We start from the raw sequence: 16,215 nt of genomic DNA, 5'->3' as shown, positions 1-16,215 counted from the left end.
ATGGAAAAACAGATCACAAAAAAACAAACTTTAAGAATTGGCGTCGGTGGTCCGGTAGGTTCAGGTAAAACCGCGCTACTGCGTGAACTGTGTTTAGCCCTTAGGGATAAATACAATATGGCCGTGGTCACCAACGACATTTATACCCACGAAGACGCTCAGTTTCTTACTCGTCATGGTGCCTTGGATGCTGATCGCATTATCGGTGTTGAAACCGGTGGCTGCCCCCATACCGCCATTCGTGAAGATGCTTCAATGAATTTAGCGGCCATTGACGAGTTACAACAACGTCATGCCGACTTAGATTTTGTATTGGTCGAAAGTGGTGGCGATAACCTTAGTGCCACTTTTAGCCCTGAATTATCCGACTTAACCCTCTATGTAATCGATGTTTCCGCAGGCGACAAAATCCCCCGTAAAGGTGGGCCGGGCATTACTAAATCCGATTTATTGATCATTAATAAAATTGATTTAGCCCCCTTGGTAGGCGCGTCTTTAAAAGTAATGGACGAAGATTCAACCCGTATGCGTAAGGGAAAACCTTTTGTCTTCAGCAACTTAAAAAGCGGCCATGGTTTAGCAGAAATTATTAAATTTATTGAAGTAGAGGGCATGTTAGTACCCTCACCGACCACTCAAACCCATCTAGTGCAAGGAGTATCTGCATGAAAAAATTAATCGCCCTAAGCCAACTATTATTTACCTCATTAGTGATGGCACATCCCGGACACGGCATGGCAGACAATAACTGGCATTACGTATTTCATGTATTGTTTTGGCTGTTAGCTGTGGTTGTCGCAGTCAAAGGCTATCGCTGGTGGCAAGCTAAAAATAAGTCAGCAGAATAAAGGGGGGTGATCAACTGCGTTTGTGTAGTTATCCATTTTAACGTTACGAAGCGACAAGATTGACGCAACACATATTTTAAGATTTCTTCTTATAAAAACGCTTCTTACCTGCAGGTTTGGCCCTTGCCAAGCCTGCAAACTGACTGGTATCCAATTGCTGACTGCCCTTAATCAACTGCGTTATCGATTCGGTTAAGGGCTGCATAAAGGCTTCGTAGCGCATTTGCCGTTGGGATATTTTGTCTAAATTCGACTCCCAAATCGCTGTCATATCCGGATGAGTCGTTTCGCTGGGTAAAGCATTGATCAGTGCCTTACCTGTGTCTGTAGCATGGATTTCTTTACCCACTTTTTGCATAAACTGACGTTTAAATAACAAATCGATAATCGACGCGCGAGTGGCTTCGGTACCAAGGCCATCCGTATCTTTAAGGATTTTTTTAATCTCACTGTCTTGCACATAACGGGCAATACCAGTCATGGCCGCCAATAAGGTCGCATCAGTAAAATGTTTAGGGGCTGAGGTTTGTTTTTCAACAAGTTGCGAGTCAATACACTGCAAAGGCTCGCCCTTGGTTAGTGTTGGCAATACCATTTCAACTTTGTTGTTGTCTCTGATAGTCAAGGCTAACCAGCCGAGTTCTAGGGTCGTTTTGCCCTTAGCGATAAACACACCCCCTGCAATATCAATCTTGGCGATTTGTTCTTGATATTGATGTGGGCCATAAAACTGCATCAAATATTGGTTAGCAATGAGCTGATAAATTTTAGCTTCATCACCACGTAAACTGGCAACTGCCCGAGTACGAGTGGTGGGGATAATCGCGTGGTGAGCATCCACTTTACTGTCGTCCCACGCTTTAGATTTTAGTGCCGGATTAGCTTTTTCCACCGCGCCTGCATAACTGGGTACATTATTTTTAATAGCATTTAATACCGAGCGAGCTTGGGAAAAATGTTCTTTGGGCAAATAACGTGAATCCGAGCGAGGATAGGTAATGAGTTGATGATTTTCGTACAAAGATTGACAGATATCTAATACCGCCTTGGGCGATAAGTTAAAACGTTTAGAGCCGTCAATTTGCAAGGCCGACAAACTATAGGGCAAAGGCGGGGGGCTTTGTTTGCTCTGGGCTTTATAGTCTTTTACTAAGGCAGGTTGACCACGGGTTTTATCTACCACGGTTTGCGCGAGTTTACGCGACAGCACGCGGCCCTCTTCATCTTGATAAGGCTCGCAAGCTTCACTAGGTTGCCACTTAGCGCTAAAGCTCACTTTCTGTTGTGTTTCTAAGGTGGCGATCACCTCAAAAAAGGGTTTAGACACAAAATTGGCGATCTCTTGGTCGCGCCTAACCACCAAACCTAATACCGGTGTTTGCACTCGCCCTACCGACAATACACCGCTATAACCACCACGCTGGCCTAACAAAGTATAAGCACGCGTTAGGTTTAAGCCGTATAACCAATCGGCTCGAGAACGCGCCAGCGCTGAGGTAGACAAACCAACAAACTCTTTATTAGAACGCATATTTTGCAGCGCTTTTTGCACCGCAGAGGTGTTTAAATCGTTGATCAAGAGTCGCCCCGCGCTTTCAATCAAGGCGGCTTTGACGCCGCAATAGGTAATAACTTCATCCACCAGCAGTTGACCCTCTCGATCAGGATCACCAGCGTTGACGATATGGCTCGCGGTTTTTAACAGGCGTTTGACTACAGTGAGTTGTTTTTGGGTATTCTTTTTTGGTACCAATTGCCATTTTGTGGGTACGATGGGCAAATGCTGTAAGGCCCATTTAGCAAAGGCTGGATCATATTTATCCGGTTCGGCCTGCTCCAATAAATGACCAATACACCAGGTAACACAATCGCCGTTGGCCAGCTCAATATAACCATCACGTTTTTGTTGCTGACCACCAAAGGCCTGCGCAATAGCACGACCTAAACTGGGTTTTTCGGCAATATAAACAATCATAGGGCGATATAAACGATCATAAAAAAGTAACTGGATGAAAAAACAGTATAGTAACAAGCTTTGTCAAAAGTTGGTAAACATAAAAGGCGTGATGTTTTATGTCTGGAATTAGTTCACATTGCGGATAATTAGATGGCGATATAAGGCACTCACAAGATCTTGTCTGGAATGTAATATCAACATGATGTAAGCCTTATCGCCACTCACTTCATAAAGACAACGATATGAGTGATCTAAACGTTCCTGAAATTTAATCCCATAGTCGAGCAAAGTACTATTGAAACGATACGTCGTCGGCTGAGCGGATATGGCAGCATAATTTCTTTCAACTCAGCACGTCATATCTAGAGATGGATTTGTGTGAGGTAGCTTAAACTCTTAACCGAAGGTTTCTGAGTTCCAAGCTCTACAACAATATACATGCGCACCACAAACAGGCACACACACTAATTTTGTCGGCGAAGCCGATGCTTTTGATTTTCTCTCGACTCCAACGTTCCCGATAGAAGTTTCGGCTTGTCAAATGTCCAAACAGGGTGAAACTGGTATTTTTAGCAAAGAAGTTGCGCCCAGTTGAACGGCTCGCCATGGAAGGCGAGACTGGGTGCCGATCATCACGGACGTGTTTACTCTGAATTCAAATCAGGAGCCATTTCTGGTTTAGAAAGTTGGTTGGAGAGCGGCGTTTTTTGGCTACTTTTTGGAGCTGTTGCAAAAAAGTATGCTCGACAGCTAGGGATGGCGGTTGAAAAACGCAATGGATTGCGGTGAGCGAAGCGAATGCTATGTCGCGCAGCGATGCCTTGTGGCCGCAGGCCATAGCTTTATAAGCAAAGCGCATCTTCTACCGCTGCGCTAGCTAAAATCCTGCGGATCCACATCCAGCGACCAACGCACCTTAGTCGCCAACGGCAAGGCCTCAACCGAGCCAACATGTTGATTAAGCGCTTGTTGCAATAAACCGCGCTGATTGCTTTGTAATAACAGTTGCATGCGGTACTGACCTTGGCGCTTTTCCATCAAGGCGGGGATGGGCCCTAAACACATCACACCTTCTGCACCACTAAAAAAGTCAGCGACTTGTTGTAAAAACTCATGAGCATCACGGGCGCTCAGAGCTTGGGCTTTGAACAAGGCTTGAAAACTATAGGGTGGCAAGTTGGCTTGCTGGCGCTCAAGCAGGGCATAACGAGCAAAGTGGCCATAACCGTTATTGATTAAATCTTGCAATAAAGGGTGGGCTGGGTCGTGAGTTTGCAACCACATTTCACCGGGTTTTTCGGCTCGGCCTGCTCGTCCTGCTAATTGGGTAATGAGCTGCGCCAGATGCTCAGCGGCGCGGTAGTCGGCGCTAAACAAGGCACCATCTACATCGAGGATGATCACCAAAGTGACATTAGGAAAATGATGACCTTTGGATAAGATCTGAGTGCCGATTAACAACTGAAATTCGTTGTTGTTAATCTTATTCAGCATATCGTCGAGTTTGTTTTTGCCGCGGGTAGTATCGCTGTCGATGCGCACACTTTTGTAAGCGGGGAAATAGTCTGCCAAACCTTGTTCAAGTTGTTCAGTCCCCACACCTTGTGATGTTAGCTCGCCAGAATGACAATTTTCGCAACGTTTAGGTATTGGCTTAGCCGCCGCACAATGGTGGCATTGCAACTTGTATAAACTCTTATGCAGAGTGAAAGGCTTGTTACAGCTATGACATTGTTCAACGTGGCCACAGCTATGACATACCAAGGCTGGCGCATAACCACGGCGGTTAATAAACAACATCACCTGAGAGCCTTGCTTAAGATGCAGGGCCACTCGCTCTAACATGCCTTTGGCTAAACCAAATTCCAGAGGTTGCTGGCGAATATCAAACACTTGCTGACGTGCCATGGCAGCATCACCGGCTCTGACCGGTAATTGTAAATGTTGGTATTTGCCACTTAAGGCATTGTTTAGGGTTTCGAGTGCTGGTGTGGCGGTACCAAGCACCAAAGGGATATTTTCAGTATGGGCGCGCATCACCGCCAGATCGCGGGCGTGGTAACGCAGACCGTCTTGCTGTTTATAAGATGAATCGTGCTCTTCATCGACGATAAGCAAACCGGGTTTAAGCATGGGGGTAAAAATTGCAGAGCGAGTACCAATAATTAAACCGAGCTGGCCAAGGGCGCTTTGTTGCCATACCTCTAAACGTTCGTTATCGGTCAAGGCAGAATGTAATACTCCCACCTGTATACCAAATCGATGTTTAAAACGATAAACCGTTTGGGGCGTAAGGCCTATTTCTGGCACTAAGATCAAGACTTGTTGGCCGCGTAACAATACCGATTCGATGGCTTGTAAATACACTTCGGTTTTACCGCTACCGGTAACGCCTTCTAATAAAAAGCAGCCGAATTCGCCCAGTTTTGCTTCAATGCTACTAATCGCTAAAGCTTGTTGCACATTGGCTTGAGGTTTTTCGCTTATTTTGATTTGCGCCGACCAAGGCTCACCATCCTCGTAGGATTGTTCAACTAATTCGATTAATCCTTTGTTTAATAGCGCCTTACTCGTTGCAGAACCAAAATCCTGATTAACTTGGGATTTTTCCATGGTCGCGTGACGCAAAGTCTCGATTAAAGCCTGTTGTTTGGGTGCGCGTTTTAGCTCGCTCAGTTCAAGCTTTGTAGCTTGCTCAGTCAAACACCAGTATTGCTGTAGTTTTTGCTGATTTGCCACGCCTTTACGCAGGGCCACAGGTAGGGCGGTTTGCACTACATCCCCAATAGGATGTTTATAATAACTGGCTAACCACTGACATAATTTAAGCTGAGTAGAATTAAACACTGCTTGAGTGTCGAGCAGTTTGATCACTGCCTTAAGTTTGTTTTCTGGCCATTGAGATTGCTCGGCAATTTCCCATACCACCCCGACTAAAGTTCTACTGCCAAAAGGAACTTGTACACGACAACCCAGCTCAGGAGTTTGGCCTTGATAGCTATAATCAAACAACTGGCGTTTGGGAATGGGTAAAGCAATACGCAGAATGGTCATCTAGCTTTTTAACAACTCGCTTAAAAAATCACAGATCAGCAAATCAAAGCCGCACTATTGTTGATAAAAACAGCAAAAGCCTTGATCACATAAGGCAGGTACATTAATATGCGCGCCACTTTGCGGCAAGCCCGTAAAGCTTATCAAATTGAATTTAATTTTCGTATGGTGTTCAACTTCGGGTTGGATGGCGATACGGCCTTAACTAAGAGGTAACCCCATGAAAGAAGGTATTCATCCCGATTATCAAGTTATGACTGCAACTTGTGCTTGCGGAAACGTAATCAAAGTTCGTTCTACTGTTAAGAAACCACTTAACCTTGACGTATGTTCTGCTTGTCACCCGTTTTATACTGGTAAACAACGTAACGTAGATACCGGTGGTCGTATCGAGAAGTTCAACAAACGTTTTACTGCTTTGTCTAAAAAGACAACTGCTGAATAATCGTTAGTTCGAACGGAAAAAGGCGCTAATAAGCGCCTTTTTTTGTGCCTAAATTTTACGCCAGGAATGTCAAAATATTTTACACAGCACTTTTGAATCTGCCAAAAAATATTTTGAATAGAAAAAATAAATATATAAAAAACAGCATGATAAATAATTTTTATCTAAAATAACAAACATGGCCAATTAATTGCTAAGACAGTTTTACCTTGTTGATTTTTAGTTTATTCCAAACAAATGTTGTCATTTTTTAAGGAAGTAGTATGAAAAATATTTTTGTTAAGATAGCCGCAATCACCAGCTTAAGTTTAATCGCCACTTTTTCTCAAGCCTCGCTCATTGGTTCAATTACCCATGACTATGGTTCTCAATACACAGCTAGTAGTCTGAACTCGGCTAACTCTTGCGATACTATGAATAGCGATTCGGTTACGATTAGAAACTCATCCAACTGTCAGCGTTTTTATGATTTGTTTGATTTATCTTCGATCAATTATGACACAATCGATTATTTTGAACTGACTTTATCTTTTTCAAGAACACTTGGCATTGCTGAATGGTGGACTGTTCGCCCTGCGGCCTCTACCTCTAGTACCGATGCCACTCAACTGTTAGATTTGCAGACACTTATCCCTGCATATGGATCACTTACCCAAAGCTTTACGTTCAACGTAGTGAACAACAATGTTTTTGATAAAATTGTAGATAACCAAAATTTTTACTTATGGTTCGCTCATTTAGGCTTGGGTAACCAAAATTTTAGATTAGCTGATGCAAAATTGGATGTATTCGGAACACTTGCAGAAGTTCCTGAGCCTGCGCCTTTGGCATTATTAAGCTTAAGTCTTATTGCTTTAGCTTTGGGTAAACGTCGTAAAAACTAATTCAGTTTAGATAACAAAAAGGCGCTGTTTAGCGCCTTTTTTTGTGCCTGTTGATTGCTGAATTTTACAAATTAAGCCTATAAAACCTAGGTGATCTATAGATTATTATCACGTATATTGGCATTTACCCTGTGCCCGCTTGGCACACGCAGCCTAATAAAAAGAAGAATATGATGCGCCATGTCCCTACTCACTTTTGTTTACGTAATATGTATCAAGGTTATTAACCTTGATGAGCCCAGGTTAAACAAGTGGTGTTAAAAACCCATCGACATTTCTTTTTAGGTGAGTGGCAGGTATCGCCTAGTACCAACAGCGTACGCTGCGGTGATGTTGTTAAGCAGCTTGAGCCCAAGGCAATGGATGTGCTGTTAGTACTTTGCCAACAACAAGGCGAAGTACTCAGTGCAGACGAGATTGCCAACCAATGTTGGGGTGATGTTGCAATGGGCGATAACCCTGTACACAAAGCCATCAACCAACTGCGTAAAGCTTTTGACGACAAACCCTCTGAGCCCACTTACATCGAAACCATTCGTAAACGTGGTTATCGTATTATTGCGCAGCTCAACTTTCCTTTAAATGACGAATTAAAAGCCCAACAAAGTAATTGGCAAGGAGAGTCGCCTTTTCCGGGATTAAGTGCCTTTGAGCCAAAAGAAGCTCAGGTATTTTTTGGTCGTAATGAGCAAATCAGCACCTTATTAGAGCGGGTGTCTAAACAGATTAACTTTGGCCGGGGCTTTTGTTTGATCTTAGGCCCCAGTGGTACAGGTAAATCCTCGTTAATTAACGCTGGTCTGTTACCCAAATTACTGCATCGTAATGGTTACGATGGTATTGGCGCAGTGTCCTATAGCGGTTTAGATTTTGCTGACATTAACCAACAACGGTTATTTATTGATTTGGCCTCTGCCCTACTTGATTGGGATATTGCCGACCAGCCGGTATTTGACGGCCTCAGTGCCGATAGCCTTGCAGAGCTACTGCAACATGACTGTGATAGCGTGCTCAAGCAATGCAAACAGGCGCTAAGTCGTGCGCCTAAGCAGTTTGCTAAACCACACTTTTTTTTGTTTATCGACCGTCTTGAAGTGCTGCTTTCCTCACCTTTATTTAGCGAAAATGAAAGAAACCTATTTTTAAAGCTTATTGAAACACTCGCCACCTCAGGTTGTATTTTGGTGTTTAGTGCCTGTCGCAATGACTTTTACCCCTTAGTGGTGAGCCATCCGAGTTTAATGGCAGGTAAAGATAACGGTGCGCATTTTGATTTAATGCCGCCTAAGCGCACCGATCTCATGCAGATGATCCGCTTGCCCGCCATCGCAGCTAACTTAAGTTGGTCGCAAGACCCCAGCAGCGCCACACCACTTGATGAAATTTTATGTGCTGAAGCGGCGCAACATCCTGATTCGCTACCCATGTTGCAATACACCTTGCAAGAACTGTATTTGCAACGTAGTGAACAAGATGAATTGTTGTTTAGTGTTTATCAAGATTTAGGTGGTATTGAAGGCGCCATAGGTAAAAAAGCTGAAGAGATTTATCAACAGCTTCCGCAAGAGCAGCAACTACAACTCGCCTATGTCTTATCATTATTAGTCACCTTAAACCCAGACGGCGAAACCATTACCAGCCGTGCCGCGCGCTGGTCGCAGCTCAAACAAGTAAACCAAAGCGCATTTGTACAAGCCATGGTCGACAGTCGTTTATTTGTCTCTCACCTACAAAACGATGAAGCCTGTTTTAGTTTGGCCCACGAAGCCCTGTTACGCCGCTGGTCACGAGCGAGCGAATGGATCGTAGAACATCAAGACAGTCTGGCGATTAAAAGCCGCTTACATATACTGACCCAACGCTGGTTAAATGAAGGCAAAAGCACAGCGTTTTTATTGGCCGAAGGTAAACCCTTACAAGAGGCCTTAAGCCTACAACACAGCGGTACCTTTATCCTTGATAACCACGAGCAGACGCTAATTAAAAGCTCAGTGAAACGCGCGAAAACTAAACGCTGGTCAACGGGCGCAGCCATCGTATTACTGTGTATTTTGTCTTTTACCTCGGTTTTAATGAGCATCAAAAGCCAAGAATCCCAAAGTGTGGCTCAACAAAAAAGGCTAGAGGCAGAAAGCTTACTGGGTTTTATGGTAGGTGAGTTTGCCGACAAACTACGTAGCGTAAAACGCATGGACTTACTGGATGGCATTAGCAATAAAGCCTTGGAGTATTTTAGCCAGCAAGATGAAATCACTGAAGACGCCTCACTGCTACCTTTTGCCAATACGGAGCAAAACTTCAAAGCCCGTTATCAACATGCACAAACTTTGAGTGCTATGGGCGAAGTGGCTTATTCACGGGGTAAAAATGATGAAGCACAGCAAGCTTTTGTCGCGACTAAAATCATTCTCGATAAATTGTATGCACAACAGCCAGATAAACTAGAACTATTAAAAACACTAGGCGCGAATGCCTTTTGGTTAGGTCAACTGGCCTATGACCGAAATGATTATTCAACTGCACAGCCTTTATTTGAGTTGTATCAACAATACAGTGAAAAGATGAATCAGATTGCCCCAGACAACATCGAGACTTGGACTGAGCTCTATTATGCCTATAGCACTTTAGGCTCTTTATTTTTGAAACAGTTGAAATACACTGAATCCTATGATGCTTTTACCTCTTCGCTCACTATTATCGAACGAACCATAGCTAAACAACCGCAAGATCCTGTTTTACGTTTGGATAAATCAGATACTTTATCTTGGCTAGCGACCACCGAACAAGCTTTAGGGCATCTTTCACTGGCGTTGAAATTACACCAAGAAGCTCAGCAGGAAATCGAGTTAGGGCTGCAATATGATCCTGATAACGCCGCTTCTCTTGAAATATTGGCTTATTCTCATTGGCATCAGGCAAGGTTACTTAATTACCTAGGGAAATACGATAATGCCTACAATAAGGCCGTACTGTCCACAGAAACTCTAAAAACCATTTTGCAGCAAGATTCAGAAAATCAGGATTGGAAAAACGCTCTTTTAAAGATCGAAATATTCAAAATTAAAATATTGATTGGAAAAGACAGTGTAGACAATGGTGTCAGCCCTACTTTAGTTGAACAATATACTACTGAGATTTTCAATGAAACGAGCATTGGGCTTATGAATTTTGCGTATTTAATCGAATATTACCAAAGTAATAATGCATGGAATAAAAGTAGCGAACTGATTGATAAAACATCACGTTATTTATCTAACTACTCCTCAATAAACAAAATGGATGCGGAATACCAACTAGGTTTAGCTGAATTAACACTTTTAAAAGCCAAACAGTTTGCTAAAAATAATCAAGTTGAACAAAGCAGCCAAGTCTGCGAAGAGGCAATTAAGCTCCTTAGCCCCTTAGTTAAAGTCAGCCGAAATGTAGAATATTTGCTTCCTTATGCAAGAGCGCATAGTTGCCTAAATAAACTAGAATTCATACCCGAAGAAATTGCAGCTTTATTATCAATGCAGGTGACCAATTTCAATTTTACCCACTAAAAGGAAAATAAAAATGAGTATCAATGTCAGTGTGACAGTCAATATAAGCAATGGCGAAGCGTCGTTTAGTTATGCCCCAGATGGCCCTTATAACGTCACAGAAACGACTGATTTAGTTTTTACATTAAGTGGATGTGTTCCAGATTTAACGTTTAAAGATCCATTGATCTCTTATGTACCGGTAGATGCATCTAGAGACATAACTCCCGTTCTTTCTCATGGAAACCAAACTCTTACTCTAAGTGATACCGATGCAGATAGTGAAACCATCGGTGTGCAGCTTGTTGTGCAAGACACATACGGCAATACCTATGCTAGCCCTGATCCCAAAATTATTAACAAAGGCCCAAAATAGATCTTAGTTTTAAACGGTTTCCAATACTAACCACCATTAAGCCTGACCAAATAGACACGTCAAACACTAAAACGCTGGCCGTAAAGCCAGCTTTTTTGTTGCTACATCTCCAATTACCTAACCTTCCGAACACATTAAAATAGAAATTAAATCAATAAAAACAAAGACATAAAATCAGAAGATTACCGGAAGGTTATAAACACATTATTTCTCTAGACTTCTCATCATCGAACTGAGCACTACAACGTAGTGGCTTAGATTAGCACTAACACTTAAGGCAACTTTTCACCTTAATCGTTAGATTTATTTGAAAGAAGTGTTGGAGAATAATGATGAAACTCATACTAATTATCTATATTGGCTTACTTACTTTATTGGGTTATGTCACCCAAATGGGCTTTTCCACTTCAACCCTGACCATCGCATTCATCGTACTCAATGTTGTATGCGTTCCCGTCATCATGGCGTTTTTACTCAAGTTATATTTTAATTTTTCTGTTCGAGCCAAGTAACTTGCTGCCCTATATTCGCCAAGGAATGATGAATGACTCAGACCAATAAAATCAGCCGAATTAATAGCGAAGACAGCTCAGTGATTGAGAAATTTTGCACTTCACTTGCTAACCAAAAAATGAGTTCCTTTATTAATATGATCAATGTGATTGCTGAAGGTATTTTTGTCGTCAATGCTGATGGTGTGATTGAAGTCATAAACCCAATTGCCGCCAAGTTTTTTGGCAGTTCGCAAGATGCTTTAGTGGGGCAACGCTGGTTTAATTTTTTACATGACAGACATCGTGAGCACTACGAATATATCTTTTTGAATTGGAAGGATAATAAAAAACTCCCCCTCAATCATGGCCCCAAAGAAGTCTTGTTAACTAGAGCAGATAACTCGTGGTTGGAAGCAGACCTGTCTATTTCGTGCCTACCCGAGTCACTGACAGAAGGGAGTGTTTTGTTTGTTGGGGTATTGCACAATTTAACTCAACATAAAGCGGAATACAGTGAATTACGTCGGCAGGCCAGCACCGATCATCTAACAGGCCTAGCTAATCGATTTAATTTAGAAAAAACCCTGAATAAAAGCTGGAATGACAGCATAGTCAACGCGCAGCCCATTAGTTTGATTTTAATCGATGTGGATTATTTTAAACACTTCAACGACCAATTTGGCCATGTAAATGGCGATAAATGTTTGCAAAAAATCGCCAGGACTATTGAGGCCTGTTTGCCCTCTAGCGACAGCCTAGCTGCCCGTTATGGCGGTGAAGAATTTGCAGTCATTTTACCTCGTAGTCATGCCACAAGTGCTACGGCAGTAGCTAGACTTATTCAGCAGCAAATCAACATCATTAACTTTAGCGAACTAGGCTTACCCTCGACCTTTAGAGTGAGTGTTAGTCAAGGCATAGCCTGCGAACAAGGTGGTCAATATCGCACGCCCGAAGCGCTGATTTGTGCAGCAGATACCGCACTTTATCGCGCTAAAGCAGAAGGTAGAAACAGAATTAACGTGAGTTTGTAAAATCCGACACAGTACCAATCAACATCTTGGCCAAGGATAGGCGAAAGTCTATACCCAAGCCACTTGAAGATGCAGAATTCGTATCTTCAAGTTGTTTGGGTATATACCTTGGTCTTTTTTAACAACAGCTACACTGGCACTTCAAACCATTGACCAACACCCACCGACACCAACATCGCTAATGCGCCCCAAAATATTACGCGTAAAGCAGCTTTCCTTTTTGGTGCGCCACCTACTTGCGCCGACACACAACCTAACATACACAAAGAGAACAGCGAGATAACAATAACCATGGGAATGAGCAGTGAATCATCAAATAGTAGCACCGTTAATAGTGGGAAAAATGCCCCCACCGCAAAGGATGTTGCAGACGAAAATGCCGCTTGTAAGGGCTTACTTTGAGTTAGCTCAGTAATGCCAAGTTCATCTCTTGCATGACTACCTAGAGGATCAACAGCCATTAATTTTTTTGCCACCGTTAAGGCTAACTCCGCATCTAAACCTCGTTGGCGATAAATAGCGGCCAGCTCATGGACTTCTGCTGTCCAATTCTCGTCAATATGTTGTTGTTCAAGGGCCAATTCAGCCTGCTCAATATCGCTTTGTGAACTGACAGAGACATATTCACCAGCAGCCATAGACATGGCTCCTGCAACTAAAGCAGCCAATCCCACCAAAAACAAATGATCAGCTGCCACTCCAGATGCCGCAATGCCCACAATTAAACTTGCAGTAGATACTATGCCATCGTTAGCACCTAAAACTGCGGCTCTTATCCAACCAATGCTCTGGGCTTTATGTTCGTGATTAAAAGTCAATTGAAATCCTAGTAGTAACACATGGGCTTTATACCCAAACAACCTGAAGATGCCGAATTCAGTGGGAATTAAATATTAGTATCAGTCGTTAGCCACTTGAATATCAATTTGACCGGCTGTGTTATTGACTAATTCCGTTCGTAAAACCTGCAACTCTGCACTGGCTACCGCCACTTGAGTTGCTATTTGTTGTCCGTAATCTGAGTGCGTTTCTGCCACATCAAAACGGGCCAATATACGTGCTACAGTACCTTCGTATGGGTAGTCATATACCATGTTGAGCTTAGTTCGACTGACTTTTACGCTCAGTGGTAAATCTTTTAATACCGCAGCAACCGCATCAGAATAAGCGCGCTGTAATCCGCCCGTGCCAAGCTTAGTACCTCCAAAATAACGTACTACTGCTACCACTATATCGCCTAAGCCACTGTGTTGTAAGACTTTAAGCATGGGCATGCCCGCCGTACCACTAGGCTCGCCATCATCACTCATCGAGCGCACTGTAGTATCAGGCCCTCCAGCGATATAAGCCCAACATACGTGACTCGCTTGCGGGTGTAAGATACGTAATGAACGAATGAAGGCTTCAGCTTCATCACGGTTTGCAGTGTTAGCCACAAAGGTAATAAACTTGCTGCGTTTGACCTCAAGCTCAATTTGCCGCGAGAGGGCAGGAACAGGGTAACTTGTAGAACTCACGATAGATTGATCTCTCACTTTGCCATGCACAATATTTTATGCTTAGTGCGGTACATAGTGACAAACGTATTATTCATCCGCTTCGACTTTAATCCACTGTTGATTGTGTTTGATCACTTCAAATCTAGCCCATTGATGAAACTCGCTACGTAAACATATACCGGTTTGATAACCGCCGTCACCCGCTAACACTTTGTAGATGACCTTATCTCTATGTGGCTGACTGTCGGTAGGAGAGGCATCAACGATTTGACGAATACTCCACAAACTACCCAGTTTGCCGTTGCTGTACATGTGCCCTGCAATAATTTCGCTGGGGTGAGTAATGTTTTTTTCAGCGTGTTGTTTGGCTAACTCCAATAAATCACTTAACCCTTCAGGGGTAATATCGACGTAAGAATCAAGCTCTTGCATCGCTGCGGCAAAGTCTTCATGGGTTAATTCAAATTGTCTGTCGCTAGGTTTAACGGAGACAGATTTTTTGAATTTATGGGCAAAATGCGCGGGATAACGGCGCCAGGCGAAAAATGCATTAAATAGCACACTGAACAATAAAATAACGGCTACATTAATTGCCACAGGGATCAATAAGTAGTGATATCCCAACTCGTTAATCGTTGCACCACCCATCACCACAGTTAGTGCTGTCGCTCCTCCCGGTGGATGAATGCAATGTAAATAATACATGGCGGCAATGGCCAAACCAACGGCTAAACCAGCGATCACAAAGGTATCGCCAAACAACTTAAAACAGCTGATGCCAATCAAGCCAGAAATAAGATGACCACCCACTAGCGCCCAGGGCTGCGATAAAGCCCCATGTGGCACAGCAAACAGCAATACTGCACTGGCTCCCATAGAAGCAATGACCAAAATACTACTTGGTTGATCCAAAATACCCGCGTTAACCACTAATGAAGTGAGCCAAAAAACACAGGCTATGCCGAGAAAACCACCCAAAGCAGAGATTAACTTTTCTGCATGGCTGGTAGAGTTGACTGTATAGCCAATCATCAGTCTTAACTCATTGAAAAAATGCTTTAATTTCATTTACGTCAGCGAAGTGCACCAAAGAGGTGCCCGATGCTAAAAGATAAGTTGATTACTGTGCAAGCTATTATCTGTTGGTTTTGCCTAGTTTTTGCAAAAAATATAACGTGCCGTTGTAACGTTGCATCTTAGTTATAGAATTTTAATCGGCTTACAGGAGGCTAAGCATCAAGCTGTACTTCTGATAACTTAGCTGTTTGTTTAATTTATTTCTGCAATTTTAGATAAAATTTAATAAAAACAATACGTTATATTTCAGATTGAGACATTTAATCATTTAAACTGACTTTCATTTACTTTATCATCCTGCGTAAATTATGGTCTATACGGAAGTGCCGCAGTGAATTTACAGAGATTAGTGTTTTTATGTTTAATGTTGTTAAGCCCATTAGCTCAAGCCAACTTACAACAATGGGATGCTTTTTTAGCCGGTGACGGTAAGGCAGTGAAAGACGAAAATACAGGTTTAGTATGGTTAGATTTAGATTTATCAGCTGGCTTAGTTTATCAACAAGCGGCTGCTAGTTTTGAAGGTTGGGAATATGCAACATCGACCATGGTTGAATCTTTATTGGATGGCATTTTTTCCAATATAAATTTTACTGGTGCATTAGGCACTGTTTATCAATTTGAACAAAATTGTGCCAATACCAGCTTGTGTTATCAAAGTGCAATACAGTGGCAGGCGTTGTTTGGTGCAGTTACAGGCGCTCAATATTATCAGCACTATTCCTATGGTTTATATTCAGACGCGAACAATATCATTCGCATGGGCGGAGCCTTTGTTAACGGTTCGGGTAGTGCAAACCGTTACGGCTCAGAATTTAACTCTAACTACAATGTTTTTAGTTCCGTCGGTGATAGGCTGTATAGCTCCTTTTTAGTTAAGTCTGATTCTATTGCTAAACCGGTAGTGAGTAGCATAACAGTCAATTTTGTTCATACTCCCCCGAGCATTGCTTTATTTTGTTTGGTTTTACCTTGGTTATTTTTACGATTACAACAAAGGTAGCCTCTTGCTTCTTAGGCATTTTT

The 16,215-nt window shown here is 42.7% G+C and carries 14 protein-coding genes; 9 read left to right on the top strand and 5 right to left on the bottom strand.

Going from position 1 to position 16,215, the window contains the following annotated elements:
* Entirely contained in the window at nt 1–669 is a 669-nt protein-coding gene (gene ureG, locus AX660_RS06490) for an urease accessory protein UreG (RefSeq protein WP_068374173.1), read from the top strand.
* On the top strand, nt 666–848 hold the full coding sequence (locus AX660_RS06485) for a hypothetical protein (protein ID WP_068374170.1): 183 nt from the start codon (nt 666–668) through the stop codon (nt 846–848). Before ureG ends, AX660_RS06485 begins: the two co-directional genes overlap by 4 nt.
* A 76-nt stretch (nt 849–924) precedes the next feature.
* On the opposite strand, the gene AX660_RS06480 is transcribed toward AX660_RS06485, so the two are convergent.
* Both AX660_RS06480 and priA read right to left on the bottom strand, forming a co-directional pair.
* Nucleotides 925–2,823: a DNA topoisomerase III gene (locus AX660_RS06480; protein WP_068375297.1), complete on the bottom strand. Its 1,899-nt coding sequence runs from the start codon at nt 2,821–2,823 to the stop codon at nt 925–927.
* Between the two features lie 855 nt (nt 2,824–3,678).
* Complete coding sequence (gene priA, locus AX660_RS06470) at nt 3,679–5,859, bottom strand: primosomal protein N' (protein WP_068374164.1); 2,181 nt, start codon at nt 5,857–5,859, stop codon at nt 3,679–3,681.
* A gap of 220 nt (nt 5,860–6,079) precedes the next feature.
* On the opposite strand from priA, the gene rpmE reads away from it, so the two are divergent.
* From rpmE to AX660_RS06440, 6 genes are all read left to right on the top strand, one after another.
* The gene (rpmE, locus tag AX660_RS06465; protein ID WP_068374162.1) at nt 6,080–6,304 is read left to right on the top strand and encodes a 50S ribosomal protein L31; all 225 of its coding nucleotides are present in this window, start codon (nt 6,080–6,082) and stop codon (nt 6,302–6,304) included.
* Between the two features lie 263 nt (nt 6,305–6,567).
* Nucleotides 6,568–7,188, top strand: coding sequence for a PEP-CTERM sorting domain-containing protein (locus tag AX660_RS06460; protein WP_068374159.1), 621 nt, complete (start codon nt 6,568–6,570; stop codon nt 7,186–7,188).
* 251 nt (nt 7,189–7,439) lie between these two features.
* A complete protein-coding gene (locus AX660_RS06455; protein WP_068374156.1) occupies nt 7,440–10,730 on the top strand; it encodes an nSTAND1 domain-containing NTPase in 3,291 nt (1,096 codons plus the stop codon).
* A gap of 13 nt (nt 10,731–10,743) precedes the next feature.
* Nucleotides 10,744–11,085: a DP-EP family protein gene (locus AX660_RS06450; RefSeq protein ID WP_068374153.1), complete on the top strand. Its 342-nt coding sequence runs from the start codon at nt 10,744–10,746 to the stop codon at nt 11,083–11,085.
* A gap of 329 nt (nt 11,086–11,414) precedes the next feature.
* Entirely contained in the window at nt 11,415–11,597 is a 183-nt protein-coding gene (locus AX660_RS06445) for a hypothetical protein (protein ID WP_131811762.1), read from the top strand.
* Nucleotides 11,598–11,629: 32 nt separating this feature from the next.
* On the top strand, nt 11,630–12,613 hold the full coding sequence (locus tag AX660_RS06440) for a GGDEF domain-containing protein (RefSeq protein ID WP_068374148.1): 984 nt from the start codon (nt 11,630–11,632) through the stop codon (nt 12,611–12,613).
* 128 nt (nt 12,614–12,741) lie between these two features.
* Here AX660_RS06440 and AX660_RS06435 read toward each other — a convergent pair whose 3' ends face one another.
* The 3 genes from AX660_RS06435 to AX660_RS06425 all read right to left on the bottom strand — a co-directional run bounded on the left by AX660_RS06435 (nt 12,742) and on the right by AX660_RS06425 (nt 15,180).
* Nucleotides 12,742–13,431 carry a VIT1/CCC1 transporter family protein gene (locus AX660_RS06435; protein ID WP_068374145.1) on the bottom strand — a complete coding sequence of 230 codons (690 nt, stop codon included), beginning with the start codon at nt 13,429–13,431 and terminating at the stop codon, nt 12,742–12,744.
* Between the two features lie 81 nt (nt 13,432–13,512).
* A complete protein-coding gene (locus AX660_RS06430; protein WP_068375294.1) occupies nt 13,513–14,130 on the bottom strand; it encodes a YigZ family protein in 618 nt (205 codons plus the stop codon).
* 69 nt (nt 14,131–14,199) lie between these two features.
* Nucleotides 14,200–15,180 (bottom strand): HPP family protein, encoded by a 981-nt coding sequence (locus tag AX660_RS06425; protein WP_068374142.1) that lies wholly within the window; start codon nt 15,178–15,180, stop codon nt 14,200–14,202.
* A 340-nt stretch (nt 15,181–15,520) separates the two neighbouring features.
* On the opposite strand from AX660_RS06425, the gene AX660_RS23440 reads away from it, so the two are divergent.
* The gene (locus tag AX660_RS23440; RefSeq protein WP_201027410.1) at nt 15,521–16,192 is read left to right on the top strand and encodes a hypothetical protein; all 672 of its coding nucleotides are present in this window, start codon (nt 15,521–15,523) and stop codon (nt 16,190–16,192) included.
* The last annotated feature ends 23 nt before the right edge of the window (nt 16,193–16,215 follow it).

The organism is Paraglaciecola hydrolytica (assembly GCF_001565895.1).
Classification (GTDB): Bacteria; Pseudomonadota; Gammaproteobacteria; order Enterobacterales; family Alteromonadaceae; genus Paraglaciecola; species Paraglaciecola hydrolytica.
This window is presented reverse-complemented; position numbering and strand designations above follow the sequence as displayed.